Raw genomic sequence first — 15288 nt, forward strand, 5'->3', positions numbered from 1 at the left:
GATGATTCAGTTATCAGTAAACAGTAAACAGTTATCAGTGGTTAGTGGAAATTATGAATTATCAATTATGAATTATGAATTGGCAAGTGGGGAAGTGGGGAGAAAAAAGCTGCCTCCTGCCGACCGTCTCCTGTCCCCCGAATAGGGCTATTTTTGCAACTGCTTAACCGCTTGATAGATTTCGGGTAAACGCTTGTAAGCGGCTGCTGCCTTGAGGAATAGTTTATGAGGCATAGCAGGAGAGCCGGAAACCACTTCTCCTGCTCCAATATCGTTGTGAATGCCAGCTTGGGCTGTTGCGATCGCACCATCCCCGATTACTGCTTGATTGGCAATGCCCACCTGTCCCGCTAAAATAACGCGATTGCCCACTTTTACGCCTCCTGCCATGCCTACCTGTCCTGCTAGGGCGCAGGCTTGGCCAATTTGGCAATTATGGGCAATATGGACGAGATTATCGATCTTAGTCTGGCTACCGATGCGGGTTTCTCCCACTGCCGGGCGATCCACGGCGCTATTACAGCCAATTTCCACCCCATCTTCTAAGACCACGATACCGGATTGTTCCATCTTAAACCAGCCTTCGGGAACCGGCACAAAACCGAAGCCCTCAGCACCGATAACAGCACCACTGTGGATAACGCAATCATTGCCGATTTGTACCCGTTCATGGATAGTACAGTTAGCGTGGAGAATTGTGCGATCACCAATATGCACCCCGGGGTAAACAACGGCGTTAGGATGAATGCACACGCCATCACCGAGGGTGACATTGGCTTCCACCACGGCATGGGCCCCGATGGCGACTTTATGGCCGATTTTAGCCGATGGATGCACCACGGCGGTGGCGTGAATGTAGGGTTGGGGCTGAAAGGGTTGATAGAATAATTTGATGGCGTGGGCGAATAAAAGTCGGGGATTGGCACTAGCTAACCAAGCGATGCCGCGTTCGTCGGCCTGTTGTTGTAAATTGGTATCCAGGGGCAGAATTAGGGCAGTAGCCTCAGTTTTGGCGACAAAGGAAGCAAATTTTCCCCCTTCGATATAGCTAATGGTATCGACTAGGGCGCTTTCGATGGGAGTTATGGCTTTAATTTGGGGATTTCTGTCGGGATAGGCAGTTAAACTGTGAGCAGAGACTAAAGGGCTTAATTTTTGGGCAATTTCACTAAATTTCATAAATATATACTGCGATCGAGATAGGGCTGATGATAGGATGGTCTAACAGTCTAGAACTATACCGATAATCTTGTCGTTATTATAGTCAAAAAAGTTGCTAGTTTTTTAGGGAATAATCCCTGTTTCCCATTTCAACAAAGCCGATCTCGATCTAGCGCGGTTTTGGAGATAATTTTGATCTCTCCAAAACCGATTGGTTTTAGTTTTTACTGCTCGATCGAGTTAATAAAATTGACCCAAACAGTATTAAGGAGATCAAAGTTGATGGTTCGGGAACTGTTTGAAAATCTAGGTTAAAAATTCCTGACTCTCCCCACGAAAGGCTAAGATCTACCAGCTTAAAACTGGCTGAATATTTTCCCGGTCGAGAGGCAAGAAACTTCGGTAAAAAGGAGAAGTTATCACCGGTACTGATCGCATAGATATCGCCAGCATTAGCTAAAATTGTCTGTCCTAAAGAGTTAGCTACTGTTAATCCATCACTAATCTCTAACAGTTGTAAGGATATGTTGGCATTACCTAAAGACCGATTCCACCGTCCCCCAGAACTGTTAAAAAGAGCTTGTTCTCCCAAGTCAGAGGAATTATTAATAGTTGCCACTGATTGCATCAGTAGATTGCTATATTCCTCCCCAGTGGCAGCACTAACAAAACTATTCTGAAAAATTCCTTTTCCTGCAATTAAGGAGAGAGGAGGCAATCCTGTAGAAGTCTCAGGAATGCGATTATTGCTGTTAGTGGGATTAACTACCGGATTACCAGACGGGCCGGAATAACTGTAAGTGCCGATACCGTGAAAATGAGGGTTTCCCTCTCGGTGAGCAACCAGAAGACTTAACCGGTTATAGTTAGGATTGGCTAATCCCTCATAGATGCCCCGAGTTAAGGTGATTTGATTATCCACCCCGATATAAAATTCGGGCAAACTCTGACCAATGGCAGGCTCTTCAGCCTTAGCCACCGTTACCAGGGCGAAAGAAAGCGATAAAATGAAGCTAACGGCGATAAATGGAGATTTTGGGCTTTTTTCTCTTATTTTATTGCCAGCACAAACTAATCCTACCCTAGAGACCTGTAGAACCATGATTTCTCTCATTAATTGGAATGATAATCATTATCACTTTAGCGAAAAACCCTTGTTGCGATTGACTTTTGCCAAAAAAGTTAATTTAAGTTAACGTGAACAATGCTGTCCCAATAAGTTGCCCGGGCATCTAAAGGGGTCGAGGTGGATCAAGGAACAGGCAACGCTGGAACAGCAGCCGGTTCTCTGGGGATGAGGCCAAATCCCGTCAAAGTTTATCTTGATCGGAAAAGATCAACAAGGCTGTGTTAGGTTTTGCAGTGGGGAATCTGGGTTAAAATAGACCGAGAAAGTTAACAAAAAAATTGTCTCGCTCAAGTGGGCGAAAATCAGCTTATGACCCTTGCGGTGGCGATCAAAAACTTAAAAAAATCCTACGGTCAGACAGCAGCGGTTAAAGATATCTCCTTTACCGTGGCAGCGGCAGAAATCTTCGGTTTACTCGGTCCCAATGGTGCGGGAAAAACCACCACGATTCGCTGTCTTTGCACCCTTGCTAAACCCGATGGCGGCAAAATCGAGGTGGGGGGTGTCGATGCCCTGAATAACCCCAAATCCGCTCGTAAACGCCTAGGTTACGTTGCCCAAGAAGTCGCCCTCGATAAAATGCTCACGGGCCGGGAACTGTTGCAACTACAAGCGGCTCTATATCACATTCCTGCTCAAAAGTCAAGAGAGCGCATCAAAGAATTAATAAATCTTTTAGGATTAGAGGAATACGCCGACAAAAAAACGGGGACCTATTCCGGCGGCATCAAAAAACGGCTGGATTTAGCGGCGGGATTACTGCATCAGCCGGAAGTTTTGGTGCTGGATGAACCGACTGTGGGCCTCGATATCGAAAGTCGTTTGATTGTCTGGGATTTTCTGCGACAATTGCGGGCAGCTGGAACCAGTGTATTAATTACCAGCCATTATCTCGAAGAAATCGACGCTTTGGCCGATAACTTAGCAATTATCGACAATGGTATCGTCATCGCTCGCGGTACCCCCTCACAACTGAAGGAGCAACTGGGCGGCGATCGCATTACCCTAAAAGTGCGAGAATTTTCCCCAGAGGAAGAGGCCCTAAAAGCGAAAGAATTATTATCCCGTCTGCCTTTTGTCGAGGAAGTAATCGTTAATACCGCCCAGGGTAACTCCCTGAATCTCATCGTCACGGCCAATAGCAATCCTTTAAGCAAAATTGAACAAACCCTAGCCGAATCGGGATTACCGGTGTTTAGCATGGCCCAATCCCGTCCTAGTCTCGATGATGTCTATCTAGCAGCTACCGGACGCACCCTGATGGATGCGGAAATTGCCGCCGCCAGCAGTCGCGACCTGAAGGCGGAGAAAAAACAAGCGATGAAGGAATCCTAGTCCGGCGAGTAAGGCTGTAGTATTGCCTAATTGTCCCGTTAAATCCTCTATAATTGGAGCGATCGACTATCTATCAATCAATATGAAAGATAAACGGGTATTGCTGACCGGCGGTACGGGGGGACTGGGTTTAGAAGTCACTCCGGCGGTTTTACACCATGGCGGTCATCTGACCATGACCTATCGGGAGGAAAGGGAGGTAGGTCGTCTGAAATCTCGGCTGAGTGCGGCGGAATTTGAGCGTATTCGCTTTGTCAAGGTGGATTTAACCCAAGAAACTGCCGTGGCTAGATTAATTGATGATCTCGGTCGGGTCGATGTTTTAATTCATCTAGTCGGGGGTTTTACCATGGGGGCGACGGAGGAGTTTAGCTATGAAGATTGGCTAAAAATGTTTGATTTAAACCTCCATAGCACTTTTTTACTGTGTAAACACTGTTTACGCTCGATGAAACTTCATAATTATGGTCGTATCGTCACTATCGGTTCTCGTGGTGCCGTACAACCGGGGGCAAATTTGGCCGCCTATTGTGCCTCGAAAGCGGCGGTAGTGGCTTTAACCCAAGCGATCGCAGAAGAAACCAAACAGACTAATATTACTGCTAACGTGGTTTTGCCAAGTGTTATCGATACTCCCAGCAACCGGGAAGCGATGGGAGAGGCAAGTGCCAAGGACTGGGTAAGTCCCCAATCTCTAGCCGAGGTGATCTGTTTTCTGGCAGGGGAAGGAGCGAAAGACTTGCGCGGGGCGGCAATTCCCGTCTATGGTTCCCTGTGAGTGGTTTTTGTCTTCGGGCTGATACACTGATAACGGCGCTCGCTCTTGCTAAAAATTGGGGTTAATTTATGCTTATTCCGATTCTTATCAGTCTTACTATCTTACTTTTATCCTATCTGCTCGGTTCGATTCCCACGGGTTATTTAATCGGTAAATACAGCAAAGGTATCGATATTCGTGACTATGGTTCTGGTTCCACTGGGGCCACCAATGTGCTGAGAACTCTGGGAAAAACTGCCGGGGCGACGGTATTATTAATTGATATGTTAAAAGGAATGGCGGCGGTGGCCTTAGCACGAGGACTATATTTTATTGATGTCAATCCTCTCCCAGAAAGTTGGTATTATTGGTTAATTATCGGGGCAGCATTGGGGGCAGTCATCGGTCATAGTAAATCGATTTTCTTGAATTTTAGCGGGGGTAAATCCGTCGCCACCGGTTTAGGGGTTTTATTGGTGATGAATCCCTTAGTGGCTTGCGGAACTTTGGCGAGTTTTTTGGTTATGCTCGCACTTTTCCGGATTGTTTCTTTAGGTTCGATTATCGGGGCGCTGGTGGTGAATATTTTAATGGTTATTTTAGGTCAACCTCTCCCCTATATTTTATTTAGTTTGATGGGGGGAATCTATGTGATTGTTCGTCATCAGGGTAATATTAAAAGATTGTTGGCAGGGACGGAACCAAAAATAGGTCAGAAAGTACAGCAATCATCGGAAGTAAGTTAAATCGGGTCTGCTGAAAAAGTTTTTCGTGGGCGCAGGGTGTGGGGTGTAGGGTTTTACCCATTTTCAGGGAAAAAGTGCCTAAATTTCCCCCCCGATCACCCCAATGTCTGGCACTTTTTGATTTCAAAAAGGTCTAAAAGCCTTATCCAACAAGGTTTTTAGATTTATTCAGCAAACCCTAATTAAGACTGTCTGCTGTGGTTTTTAACCAGAGGATAAAACTATTAATATCTTCTTGAACTTGTAGCCATGTATTATAATAGTTATTAACCAGATTTTCTAGTTTTTGTTTTTCCAATTCAAACCCGTAGATATTGCGAACAACGTGCCGAAAGCTTAGGTATTCATTAAGTTTATGTACTGTATCTTCTCGTAATACAGCAGGACGATAATCTTGAGGGTTGCTCATACGATTTAATAGCCTTCTATGCCAGTCATAACTAGATGGTAAGCCACCATTTAACTCAGAAGCGATAATTTGAAAAATTCGTTCACATCCTGTATAGAAGTTATGGAGTTTTAGGGCTAAACTTTCGGCACAAATATCGGCTAGTGCCGGGTTGGTTAGCATTTCCGCTTGAACTAAACGCATCTGGCTTTCTAGCCGATTTAATCTATTAACTTCAGTGGCAATATCAAGGGCGATTTCTTGTAATTCACTGGCACTCATCGGACGCATAAAGACATTCTCCTGTTTGCAAAACTCTGTTAAGAAAATGAGGTTCTAAGTCTTCTATAGGCTTTAAATCAATCCAGCGGTCGCTAATTAAATTAACTTTTCCTAAAGCTTGAAAAAAACTTTCTGGGGGTATGCCAGCCACGGCTAGATCAATATCAGAGGTTTCCTGAAATTTACCTTTAACTAGAGAACCAAACAGGATAATTTTTGTAATTGGGAAATTTTCTTTTAAATAATCAATAACTGGCGGAAGATTTTTCCTAGCCTCTTGAGCTAATTTTTGATTATATTCCTGCTGTTTTTTTTGGCATTTTTGCCAGTATTCAAGATAGGGATTATTGACCGACATAATCATTATAGTATCGAGGATTTAGTTTAAATTTCCGCCCATTGTTCAAAGAAAATTTGAATATCTTTTTCTAAGTTTCTGTAGATTTTTCTTGCCCTGTCTAAATTAACTTTCAATTGCTCATAATCAATATTTGTGCCGTAGGCATGACGAAAAAAGTGCCGAAATCCTCGCAAACTATTTAACAAAGCGGCGGTTTCTGAAGAAATAAAAGCAGGACGAATTCCGGGGATAGGGACAGTCATTCTGTTTAATAAGGCTGTATGCCATTGCCGAGTATCGGCAATATGATTTTCAAAACAGGTAGCCACTATTTTAAGTAAATCCTCAGTGGCACTGTATAAATTGTGGATTTGATAGGCAATGCTTTCTAGGCGAATGACATCATCGGGATTAACACCTTCGGCTCTAACAGCTAGTTTACCATCGATCGCTTTGATTAACTGTAATTGAGCATTTATATCAGCTTTCAACAGGATTATTTGTCGGTTGTCCATAAAATTCCTTCTTCCCGAATTCGGTGGGCAAAATGACAGTTTTTCAGCAGAATAATATCCACCTCTCTCCCCAGATAATAGGAAAGAATACTAATAGCCTCAAAGTGCAGTTCGGGATTGATATTTTCGACGGCAATATCCACATCAGAACCGGGGTGAAATTTATAGGGACGAGTCACGGAGCCAAAGATATAAGCTCGATTAATTCCGTATTTTACAGCATTTTCATGAAGCCATTGTTGAGTTTTCGCCAGCAGGGTTTGTCTTTGCTGTTCTCCTTGAATATCTTTTTCTTTGAGGATTTTATCGAGTTCTGGGGTAGGAAAAGCGCTCATGGGCTTATTTTACCATTGAGTTTAGGTAAGCGGTTCTAATTAAATAGAAGATAGATTTTGCCTTCGATCCCCCCTAACCTTGATCAGGGGGGTGTCGAACAGTTTGCTACTTTATTGATAACGACAATGCCCAATTAGTCAAGGTTTGAGCTATCACCACTACAATAAAATCACTACCTATCTTGATTTAGAGGATTTTTTCTAAACCGTAAACGAGGGATTGCAGCTGAGTAACTTTGCGGATAGAGAGGAGAACCCCCGGCATATAACAGGAGCGATCGCTGGTATCATGACGAAGGGTATAGATTTCCCCTGGGGAACCGAAAATGACTTCTTGGTGAGCAATTAAACCGGGTAAACGCACGCTATGAATACGGATGTTCTCAGCAGTTAAACCACCTCTAGCGCCGGGGATGGTTTCTTTTTCGGAAACTTGGGCAGGATTAAAGGTTTTACCTAATTCTGCCAGTAATTCGGCGGTTTTGATCGCCGTTCCACTGGGTGCGTCTGCTTTTTGATTGTGATGCAGTTCGATAATTTCCACATGATCAAAGTAGCGGGATGCTTGCAGGGCAGCCTGTTGTAGTAAAACCATGCCAAGGGAAAAATTGGGGATAACTAAACAGCCGGTGCTGGCTTTTTCGGCAAATTCGGCTAAATCTTGCAGTTGTGCCGCCGATAATCCCGTAGTTCCCACCACGGGACGCACTCCATAGGCGATCGCACTGCGGGTATTGTCATAAACACCGTCGGGATGGGTAAAATCCACCATCACCCCTTGCACTTGTTCCTGAGTTGCCAGGACTAAAACACTCTGTAAATCGTCGAGAATCGGCACTTCTAGGGGTTCACAACCGGCCACTTCCCCTACATCCTGGCCTCGAAAAGCTGGATTTCGATCCACTGCACCCACTAAGATCATATCGTCGGCACGAGCAACGGCTTTAACGACTTCCCGTCCCATTTTACCAGCTGCACCGTTGACAACCACGGGAATCGGGCCTCTATTTTCGGTCATGGTCAATTATTCTCCTTATATATAACCTGAGTTCGGGATAAGAAAAGGGAGAAGTGATCTGCTGAAAAACAGAAAACCATTCAGCCACCTTGCCCTAGGGTTAGTATAGATGCTTTATTCTGTCATGTCGATGATTTTTGCCAACAATTTGCACCTCAATGCTCAAAAAGCTTACTTGCTTATGGACTGAAGACTCGATAACAAAAAAGAAGCTTATGTCTGTGGGAAATTATGACGATTTTAATCGCTTTTCATAGTGTTCATTACAGAAACTTCAAGTCCTATTATTTAGACCGTGTAGCTGAATACTGGAGTGATGCTTTTGCCATTTACCCAGTTATCAGCACTTTGTCGAGTCGATTCCTTTTTGCCTCTATCTCAAACATTGCTGCTGATGCGTTTCAAATTTGCATTGGCCCATTATTAAATCTAGTTTATCTCAACCCCAGAAAATACCTCAATTAATGACAGAGCAGCACCATGGCGATACCGATACCTAAACTTAAACCCACCAGCACTTGAAAAGGAGTATGACCAATTAATTCCTTTAAACGTTCCTCATTAAATTCCTTGCCTCCCTGGAACATTTCATCGATAATTTGATTGAGAATCCGGGCCTGTTTTCCCGCTGCCTGACGCACTCCAGCCGCATCATACATAACAATAACCGCAAAAAGCGCAGCGATGGCAAATTCGGAACTAGACCAACCCATCTGTAATCCTACCCCAGTAGCCAAAGCTCCCACCAACGCCGAGTGAGCGCTAGGCATTCCCCCCGACGAGACTAGATAGCGCAGACTAACCTTACCATCGCGGATTAGCTCAATCAGCGCTTTTAGTCCCTGGGCGGTGAAACAAGCTAAAAGAGAGACTAGCAGTATTTGATTGTGTAACACCTGCTCGAAGTCCTGCATAATCTCATTCGTTTAATTTAATTTTTACGATTAACAATATACTCGGCGATGGCCCGTAAAGGTTCAGCGGCCTCATCGTAGCCACTCAATTCACCGATGGCACTATCTATTAACTGTTGAGCTTGCTGGCGGGACCCTTCTATCCCCCAGAGACTAGGATAGGTAGCTTTTTGTGCCTGTAGGTCTTTACCGGCGGTTTTGCCTAATTCCTCGTTTGTCGCCGTGATATCAAGAACATCATCGATAATTTGGAAAGCCAAGCCAATATTTTGGGCATAACGGGCTAATTTAGCTATATCTTCCCCTTTTGCCCCCGCTAAAACTGCCCCCGACACCACAGAAGTCTCCAACAGGGATCCCGTTTTGTGAGTGTGGATAAAACCGAGAGTTTCTGCCGAAATATCGGGTTTTCCCGCAGATTCCAAGTCTAAAACCTGACCCCCCACCAAACCCGCTGCCCCGACAGTGCGACCTAAACGGGCAATTACCTCTAAAATCTGTAGGGGAGGTACATTACGAGTCTGAGTAGCCACATACTCGAAAGCGTAGGCCAGGAGACCATCCCCGGCTAAAATAGCTATATCTTCGCCGAAAACCTTATGATTGGTTAATTTCCCGCGTCGGTAATCATCGTTATCCATGGCGGGTAAATCGTCATGAATTAATGACATAGTGTGTATCATTTCTAGGGCGCAAGCGGTGGGTAAAGCCATCTCTAGGGAACCCCCCATCAGTTCACAGGTAGCCAGACATAAAATCGGTCGCAGACGTTTGCCCCCAGCAAGGAGAGAATAGCGCATCGCCTCGTAGATTTTGGCAGGATTGCCGATAACTAAAGAGCTATCTAAAGCTGACTCGACAATCAACCGCTTTTCCTCCAGATAGGAAGCCAGGGAAAAGTTCTTGTTTTTCCTCACTTCTACTCCTCGTTCGCCCCTAGTAACCATGTCTTTTTGTCTTGAACCGACTGCTTCTAAAACTATATCAGGAAACTCCCCCTCAATGGGAATTAAACTGACTGCTCCCTTGTACCCTAAGCTGTTGAGTATCTAAATTACCCCTTCAGACTGCATGGCAGCTCCGCAGTTGACCTTCTGAACATTTGTACTAAATTTTTCCAGACGGAGAAAGTCCAATTCTCTTTTCTGATGCCTATTTTCTCTTTTAACCTGAAAAAATACCTCCCTCAGTCCAGAGATTAGCAAAAAACAGGCGATACAATTGAATTTCACCGCAGTTATCCTGGGAGATGCTAAAGTTTTGATGATTCGGTCAAACTTCCGTTTTCTTAGCTTGCGGTTGGGAAATTTCTCGATTAGCCTATAATTAGGGTTATCCTAGTAATATATTTTATGCTGCCAGGGCAAATTTTAGGCGATCGATACCAAATTCAAAGTCAGTTAGGTAAACAAACCGGAAGACGCACTTTTCTCGCCCAAGATATAAAAACGGGCGCTACTGTTGTTGTCAAATTATTAATCTTTAGTACCGATTTTGAATGGACAGATTTAAAACTTTTTGAACGGGAGGCCGAAACTCTTAAACATCTAGATTGTCGCTCGATTCCCGAATATATCGACTATTTTGAAGTTCGCACCGATACCTATCAAGGTTTCGCCCTTGTTCAGAGTTATATCGAGGCGAAATCTCTCAAGGAACAGCTAGAAAATGGTCGCAAATTTAGTGAGGCAGACCTGCAAGAATTAGCCAAATCTATCCTAGGGATTTTAATTTATCTTCATGGAATTAGCCCGCCAATTATCCACCGAGATTTGAAACCTAGTAATATCTTACTAAAAGATCGATCAGGTCATAGTATCGGTAATGTTTATTTAATTGATTTTGGTTCTGTCCAGACTGTTGCCCAACAGGAACAAGCCACTTTAACTATCGTCGGAACCTACGGTTATATGCCCCCTGAACAATTCGGTGGTCGCACCGTTGCCGCTTCTGATTTATACAGTTTAGGGGCCACTTTAATCTATCTAGCTACAGGAATTCATCCCGCCGATTTACCCCAAAAAGATGGCAAAATTCAATTAAATAATTTAGCCAATTTAAGCCCTGCTTTTGTTCATTGGTTAGGACGGTTAATTGAACCTAGTCTCGAAAAAAGGTTTATTTCAGCACAGGCAGCAAATCAAGCTTTACATACTCTCCACGAAATGCAATTAACTTCCTCGAACCTTGAAAAACCCGCAGGGAGTCGGGTACAGTTGCAAAAAAATGAGGAGAAAATTAAAATATCTTTACCTCCCGAAGGTTTTACCCCTAAATTAATTTTTCTTGGAGCTTTTGCCATCGCTTGGAACGCTTTTTTATTAGTATGGACAGGAGGAGCAATTTCTATTCCTCTGTGGATGAGTTGGTTTTTTCTGCTCTTTTCTTTGCCTTTTTGGTTTGTGGGTTTAGGAATGCTTGGCGGGATTATTTATTGCCTCAAAGGGGAGGAAATTATCACTATTGATAGGGAAGAAATTGTGGCCATTCAGCGAATTTGTGGTTTGAAACTTCCGGGCAAAAAGAAAATGGCACGGGAACATATTAATAAACTGGTGAAAGCTGATAGTTATCATACCAAAGATGGTGATGGCGATCGAGTTTATGTGCCGATGGCTTTAACTATTTGGGCGGGGACTAAAGAATATACTATTAGCAGTAAGACAAAAGAATATCTGAGTCAACCCGAAATTGAATGGTTAGCAGCGGAATTGAGCCAATGGTTAGGAATACCAATTACTAATAAGTAGCTGGTTAAAATCAGCTTTTTTCTCCCCTCTCCCCTCTCCCCTCTCCCCTCTCCCCCACTGATTACTGCTTACTGATAACTGAAAAATCTCCCCAATTCCCCACTTCCCACCTCCTAATTCATAATTCATAATTCATAATTTTCTCTCCCCCATCTTCCCTCTCCCCTCTCCCCACTTCCCATCCCCTGATATAGACGAACTGTCTGTGATCAGTGTAAAATTTTATGAAGAGTCTGGGCTTTTTTCTCCCTTTTCCTGAGAAATGCCCCAGCGCCAGTGACTAAAATCAAAATTGTGCATCCCATCGATAATTAAGTTTATGAGCGCCACTATTACCGTAGAAAAACGCAAATTAGAAAAACCCCCTTTAGAACTGCATTATCTCGGCGATCGAGTCCTGCGTCAACCGGCCAAGCGGATTACTAAGGTCGATGACAGCATTCGCCAATTAGCCAGAGAAATGCTGCAAACTATGTATAGTTCCAATGGTATCGGTTTAGCGGCTCCCCAAGTGGCAGTCAATAAACAATTGATTGTCATCGATTGTGAACCCGATAAACCAGAAAATCCGCCCTTAATTCTGATCAATCCCCAAATTATCGGTTATAGTCGGGAATTGTGCAAGGCGGAAGAGGGTTGTTTGAGTATTCCCGATGTGTTTTTAGATGTCATCCGTCCCCAAGCGATCGAAGTGAGTTATAAAGATGAACAGGGGAAACCGCGAAAACTGCAAGCTGACGGTTTACTAGCGCGGGTAATTCAACACGAAATGGATCATCTTAATGGTGTCATGTTCGTGGACAGAGTAGATAACGATTTGGCACTCAATGAAGAATTAAAAAAACACGGTTTTTCCGTGCAAGCGGTGAAACCCGTCGAGAAAGTGACAAAATAAAGGCATTAGTTAATTTAGGCGAGGAGTGAAGATGACCCCGAAAAGCGGCGTTTTATTGTTATTATCCTGTATTGCAGCAATCGCTGCTGTGGGTTGTGTCTTTGAAATTAGTTCGGGAGAACCGGATTTAGGCAATACCACCACTGGCTTAATTCTAGCGGCAAGCATACCATTAACAGCCCTATTTTTTTGGGCGGCGGTTAAAGACACGAGAGCCAATTACAAATAGAATAACTTCCCCTCGGTTGCAGAAGAGAGAATTTATTTCTCTCTTTTGTTTGTTTTAACTACAGGACAAATTGCCAGAAAAAGTTACTACTTTTGAGGACTTTAAGTAGCTGGTTATAATTAAATTAAAAATAGTTTTTAGGTTCGATACCCCCTTAGTACTAGGGTTGATTCATAGTAGGGTTGATTCATGAATCAACCCTACCCTTAGTCCCCCGTTGATAAGGGTGGTGTCTGATAATTTTTAACGCCTACCTACTTATCAGCTTTTATGACAATCAATCATATCCTGACCAGTGAAAATCTGATTAGGTAAAGATTTCCCCCCTCTCTCCTATATCCGCAATCTAGAATGATAAAATAGGTGATGTTAAAAGCATCATTCATTAGCTATGACCACAACCTACAAAGTAGAAATTTCCCATTTAGGAACCACACAAACGATCGAAGTTAGGAAAGATCAAACTATACTACAAGCGGCCTACGATGCGGGGATTGACTTACCCAGTTCTTGCAATGCGGGCGTATGTACTACCTGCGCCGCTCAACTTTCCCAGGGTAGCGTTGAACAAGGTGAGGGCATGGGATTATCCCCCGACCTGCAAAAAGAAGGCTATGCTTTGTTATGTGTGGCCTATCCTCGCTCGGATATTAAACTGGAATCTGGCAAGGAAGAAGTAGTTTATCAACGTCAATTCGGAAAACCCTAGGCCAGACTGGGGTTAAGATGACAAATTTTCGGGGGTTTCCCCCCAAAAAAACAGATTTTGAGCCAATAGAACCGGCAAACCCTAACTAATAGCTGAATGCTGACTAATAAGGGAGAACTTTTGCTCTGCACTCTTGAGGGCTGCTTTCATGAAACCATAAAAGAGAGGATGAGCTTTATTGGGACGAGAGCGAAATTCGGGGTGAAATTGGGTAGCAATAAAGAAAGGATGTTTTGGTAGTTCGATAATTTCCACCAAACGACCATCGGGAGAAGTGCCACTCACCAGATAACCAGTCTCGAAAAAGAGACTACGATAGGCATTATTGAACTCGTAACGGTGACGATGGCGCTCATAGATAACCTCTTGACCGTAGAGGGAGAAAGCCAGACTATCGGGATTTAAACGGCAGGGATAGAGACCTAAGCGCATTGTTCCCCCTAAATCCACCACATCTGCCTGTTCTGGCAGTAAATTAATCACTGGATTGGGTGTATCTTCTTCAAATTCGGAACTATTGGCCCTTTCCAATCGGGCCACATTGCGACCCCATTCGATAATCGAACACTGCATCCCTAAACAGAGACCCAAGAAAGGAATATTATTGACCCTAGCATACTCGATCGCCTTAATTTTGCCATCCACACCCCTAATACCAAAACCACCGGGTACAACAATACCGTCAACACCGCTTAAATGAGCTTCGGCCGAATCGTTATCCACATCTTCGGCACTTACCCAACGCAATTCTATCTCGCTATTAAGGGCAATAGCGGCGTGTTTGAGGGCCTCCACCACCGAGAGATAAGCATCCCCCAACTGCACATATTTCCCGACGATAGCTATCTCTAATTTTTGACTGGGGGATTGCATCTGTCGGATGAGATTTTCCCACTCCTCCAGATGGGGGTATCGGGGACTGAGGTTGAATAATTCTAGGGTTTGTTGCGCTAATCCCTCTTTTTCCAGATTGAGAGGAACTTCATAGATACTGCTGGCATCCTGAGCAGTAATCACCGATTCCACCGGCACATCACAGAAAGCTGAGAGTTTTTCTTTTAACCCCGGTTGTAGGGGTAGATGACAACGACAGACTAACACATCCGGTTGAATACCGATCGATCTTAATTCCTTGACCGAGTGTTGCGTCGGTTTCGTTTTCATCTCCTTGGCCGCCGGAATCCAAGGAATTAGGGTAACGTGCATATAAACCACGTTATTTCGACCTACATCCTTCCTAAATTGCCTAATTGCTTCTAAAAAAGGCAGGGATTCGATATCTCCCACCGTACCACCAATTTCTGTAATGACAATATCGGGGTTGGTATCCTTGGCCACCCGGAGAATCCTTTCCTTGATTTCGTTGGTAATATGGGGAATTACCTGCACGGTTCCCCCCATATAAGCACCACGGCGCTCTTTATTCAATACCGCTTGATAAATCGAGCCAGTAGTCACGCTATTGAGACGGGAGAGTTCCGTATCGGTAAAACGTTCGTAGTGGCCAAGGTCGAGGTCGGTTTCGGCCCCATCATCGGTGACAAATACCTCTCCGTGTTGAAAAGGACTCATCGTACCCGGATCCACGTTGATATAGGGGTCTAATTTCAGAATTGAGACGGAATAATCCCGACTTTTCAACAATCTTCCCAAACTAGCGGCGACAATTCCTTTCCCAATACTGGAGACAACTCCCCCGGTGACAAAGACAAATTTACTCATAAAATTCTTCCTGCGATCGATTATACCTAGCAAGGGGTGAGAGTTTTCGGGATGGGGCGGTGT

At 44.0% G+C, this 15288-nt stretch carries 19 protein-coding genes; 9 read left to right on the forward strand and 10 right to left on the reverse strand.

What is annotated here, in order from left to right; translation table 11 throughout:
• Position 1: 1 nt before the first annotated feature.
• Positions 2–145 (forward strand): hypothetical protein, encoded by a 144-nt coding sequence (locus B5D77_RS25945; protein ID WP_159036974.1) that lies wholly within the window; start codon positions 2–4, stop codon positions 143–145.
• 2 nt (positions 146–147) lie between these two features.
• Here B5D77_RS25945 and lpxD read toward each other — a convergent pair whose 3' ends face one another.
• Both lpxD and B5D77_RS17505 read right to left on the reverse strand, forming a co-directional pair.
• Positions 148–1179: a UDP-3-O-(3-hydroxymyristoyl)glucosamine N-acyltransferase gene (lpxD, locus tag B5D77_RS17500; protein ID WP_008203320.1), complete on the reverse strand. Its 1032-nt coding sequence runs from the start codon at positions 1177–1179 to the stop codon at positions 148–150.
• 199 nt (positions 1180–1378) lie between these two features.
• A complete protein-coding gene (locus B5D77_RS17505) occupies positions 1379–2263 on the reverse strand; it encodes an all3515 family Zur-repressed PEP-CTERM protein (protein ID WP_106910023.1) in 885 nt (294 codons plus the stop codon).
• Between the two features lie 336 nt (positions 2264–2599).
• Here B5D77_RS17505 and B5D77_RS17510 point away from each other — a divergent pair, with 336 nt between their 5' ends.
• The 3 genes from B5D77_RS17510 to plsY all read left to right on the forward strand — a co-directional run bounded on the left by B5D77_RS17510 (position 2600) and on the right by plsY (position 5128).
• Complete coding sequence (locus B5D77_RS17510) at positions 2600–3625, forward strand: daunorubicin resistance protein DrrA family ABC transporter ATP-binding protein (protein WP_002783999.1); 1026 nt, start codon at positions 2600–2602, stop codon at positions 3623–3625.
• Between the two features lie 82 nt (positions 3626–3707).
• Positions 3708–4403 carry a 3-oxoacyl-ACP reductase FabG gene (gene fabG, locus B5D77_RS17515; RefSeq protein WP_106909309.1) on the forward strand — a complete coding sequence of 232 codons (696 nt, stop codon included), beginning with the start codon at positions 3708–3710 and terminating at the stop codon, positions 4401–4403.
• Between the two features lie 68 nt (positions 4404–4471).
• The gene (gene plsY / locus B5D77_RS17520) at positions 4472–5128 is read left to right on the forward strand and encodes a glycerol-3-phosphate 1-O-acyltransferase PlsY (protein ID WP_106909310.1); all 657 of its coding nucleotides are present in this window, start codon (positions 4472–4474) and stop codon (positions 5126–5128) included.
• A gap of 178 nt (positions 5129–5306) precedes the next feature.
• Here plsY and B5D77_RS17530 read toward each other — a convergent pair whose 3' ends face one another.
• From B5D77_RS17530 to dapB, 5 genes are all read right to left on the reverse strand, one after another.
• Positions 5307–5807 (reverse strand): hypothetical protein, encoded by a 501-nt coding sequence (locus B5D77_RS17530; protein ID WP_008203330.1) that lies wholly within the window; start codon positions 5805–5807, stop codon positions 5307–5309.
• A complete protein-coding gene (locus tag B5D77_RS17535; protein ID WP_008203332.1) occupies positions 5785–6162 on the reverse strand; it encodes a nucleotidyltransferase family protein in 378 nt (125 codons plus the stop codon). Before B5D77_RS17535 ends, B5D77_RS17530 begins: the two co-directional genes overlap by 23 nt.
• 20 nt (positions 6163–6182) lie before the next feature.
• A complete protein-coding gene (locus B5D77_RS17540; protein WP_008203334.1) occupies positions 6183–6653 on the reverse strand; it encodes a hypothetical protein in 471 nt (156 codons plus the stop codon).
• On the reverse strand, positions 6635–6988 hold the full coding sequence (locus B5D77_RS17545; protein ID WP_008203336.1) for a nucleotidyltransferase family protein: 354 nt from the start codon (positions 6986–6988) through the stop codon (positions 6635–6637). Before B5D77_RS17545 ends, B5D77_RS17540 begins: the two co-directional genes overlap by 19 nt.
• 187 nt (positions 6989–7175) lie before the next feature.
• Complete coding sequence (gene dapB / locus B5D77_RS17550; protein ID WP_008203338.1) at positions 7176–8006, reverse strand: 4-hydroxy-tetrahydrodipicolinate reductase; 831 nt, start codon at positions 8004–8006, stop codon at positions 7176–7178.
• Between the two features lie 231 nt (positions 8007–8237).
• On the opposite strand from dapB, the gene B5D77_RS17555 reads away from it, so the two are divergent.
• Positions 8238–8471, forward strand: a complete 234-nt coding sequence (locus B5D77_RS17555) for a hypothetical protein (RefSeq protein ID WP_106909311.1) — start codon at positions 8238–8240, stop codon at positions 8469–8471.
• On the opposite strand, the gene B5D77_RS17560 is transcribed toward B5D77_RS17555, so the two are convergent.
• Together B5D77_RS17560 and crtE are read right to left on the reverse strand one after the other, a co-directional pair.
• Positions 8468–8920, reverse strand: coding sequence for a divergent PAP2 family protein (locus B5D77_RS17560; protein ID WP_008203347.1), 453 nt, complete (start codon positions 8918–8920; stop codon positions 8468–8470). The genes B5D77_RS17555 and B5D77_RS17560 overlap by 4 nt on opposite strands.
• 17 nt (positions 8921–8937) lie before the next feature.
• Complete coding sequence (gene crtE, locus B5D77_RS17565; RefSeq protein WP_008203348.1) at positions 8938–9867, reverse strand: geranylgeranyl diphosphate synthase CrtE; 930 nt, start codon at positions 9865–9867, stop codon at positions 8938–8940.
• A 405-nt stretch (positions 9868–10272) separates the two neighbouring features.
• On the opposite strand from crtE, the gene B5D77_RS17570 reads away from it, so the two are divergent.
• The 4 genes from B5D77_RS17570 (at position 10273) to B5D77_RS17585 (ending at position 13503) form a co-directional block, all read left to right on the forward strand.
• Positions 10273–11670, forward strand: coding sequence for a serine/threonine-protein kinase (locus tag B5D77_RS17570; protein ID WP_106909312.1), 1398 nt, complete (start codon positions 10273–10275; stop codon positions 11668–11670).
• 319 nt (positions 11671–11989) lie between these two features.
• Complete coding sequence (gene def / locus B5D77_RS17575; RefSeq protein ID WP_106909313.1) at positions 11990–12565, forward strand: peptide deformylase; 576 nt, start codon at positions 11990–11992, stop codon at positions 12563–12565.
• 31 nt (positions 12566–12596) lie between these two features.
• Positions 12597–12794 (forward strand): hypothetical protein, encoded by a 198-nt coding sequence (locus B5D77_RS17580; protein WP_106909314.1) that lies wholly within the window; start codon positions 12597–12599, stop codon positions 12792–12794.
• Between the two features lie 391 nt (positions 12795–13185).
• Positions 13186–13503, forward strand: coding sequence for a 2Fe-2S iron-sulfur cluster-binding protein (locus tag B5D77_RS17585; protein WP_008203355.1), 318 nt, complete (start codon positions 13186–13188; stop codon positions 13501–13503).
• A gap of 81 nt (positions 13504–13584) precedes the next feature.
• Here B5D77_RS17585 and B5D77_RS17590 read toward each other — a convergent pair whose 3' ends face one another.
• The gene (locus tag B5D77_RS17590; protein ID WP_008203357.1) at positions 13585–15225 is read right to left on the reverse strand and encodes a CTP synthase; all 1641 of its coding nucleotides are present in this window, start codon (positions 15223–15225) and stop codon (positions 13585–13587) included.
• Positions 15226–15288 lie beyond the last annotated feature (63 nt).

The sequence above is a fragment of the Microcystis sp. MC19 genome (genome assembly GCF_003019735.1).
Lineage (GTDB): Bacteria > Cyanobacteriota > Cyanobacteriia > Cyanobacteriales > Microcystaceae > Microcystis.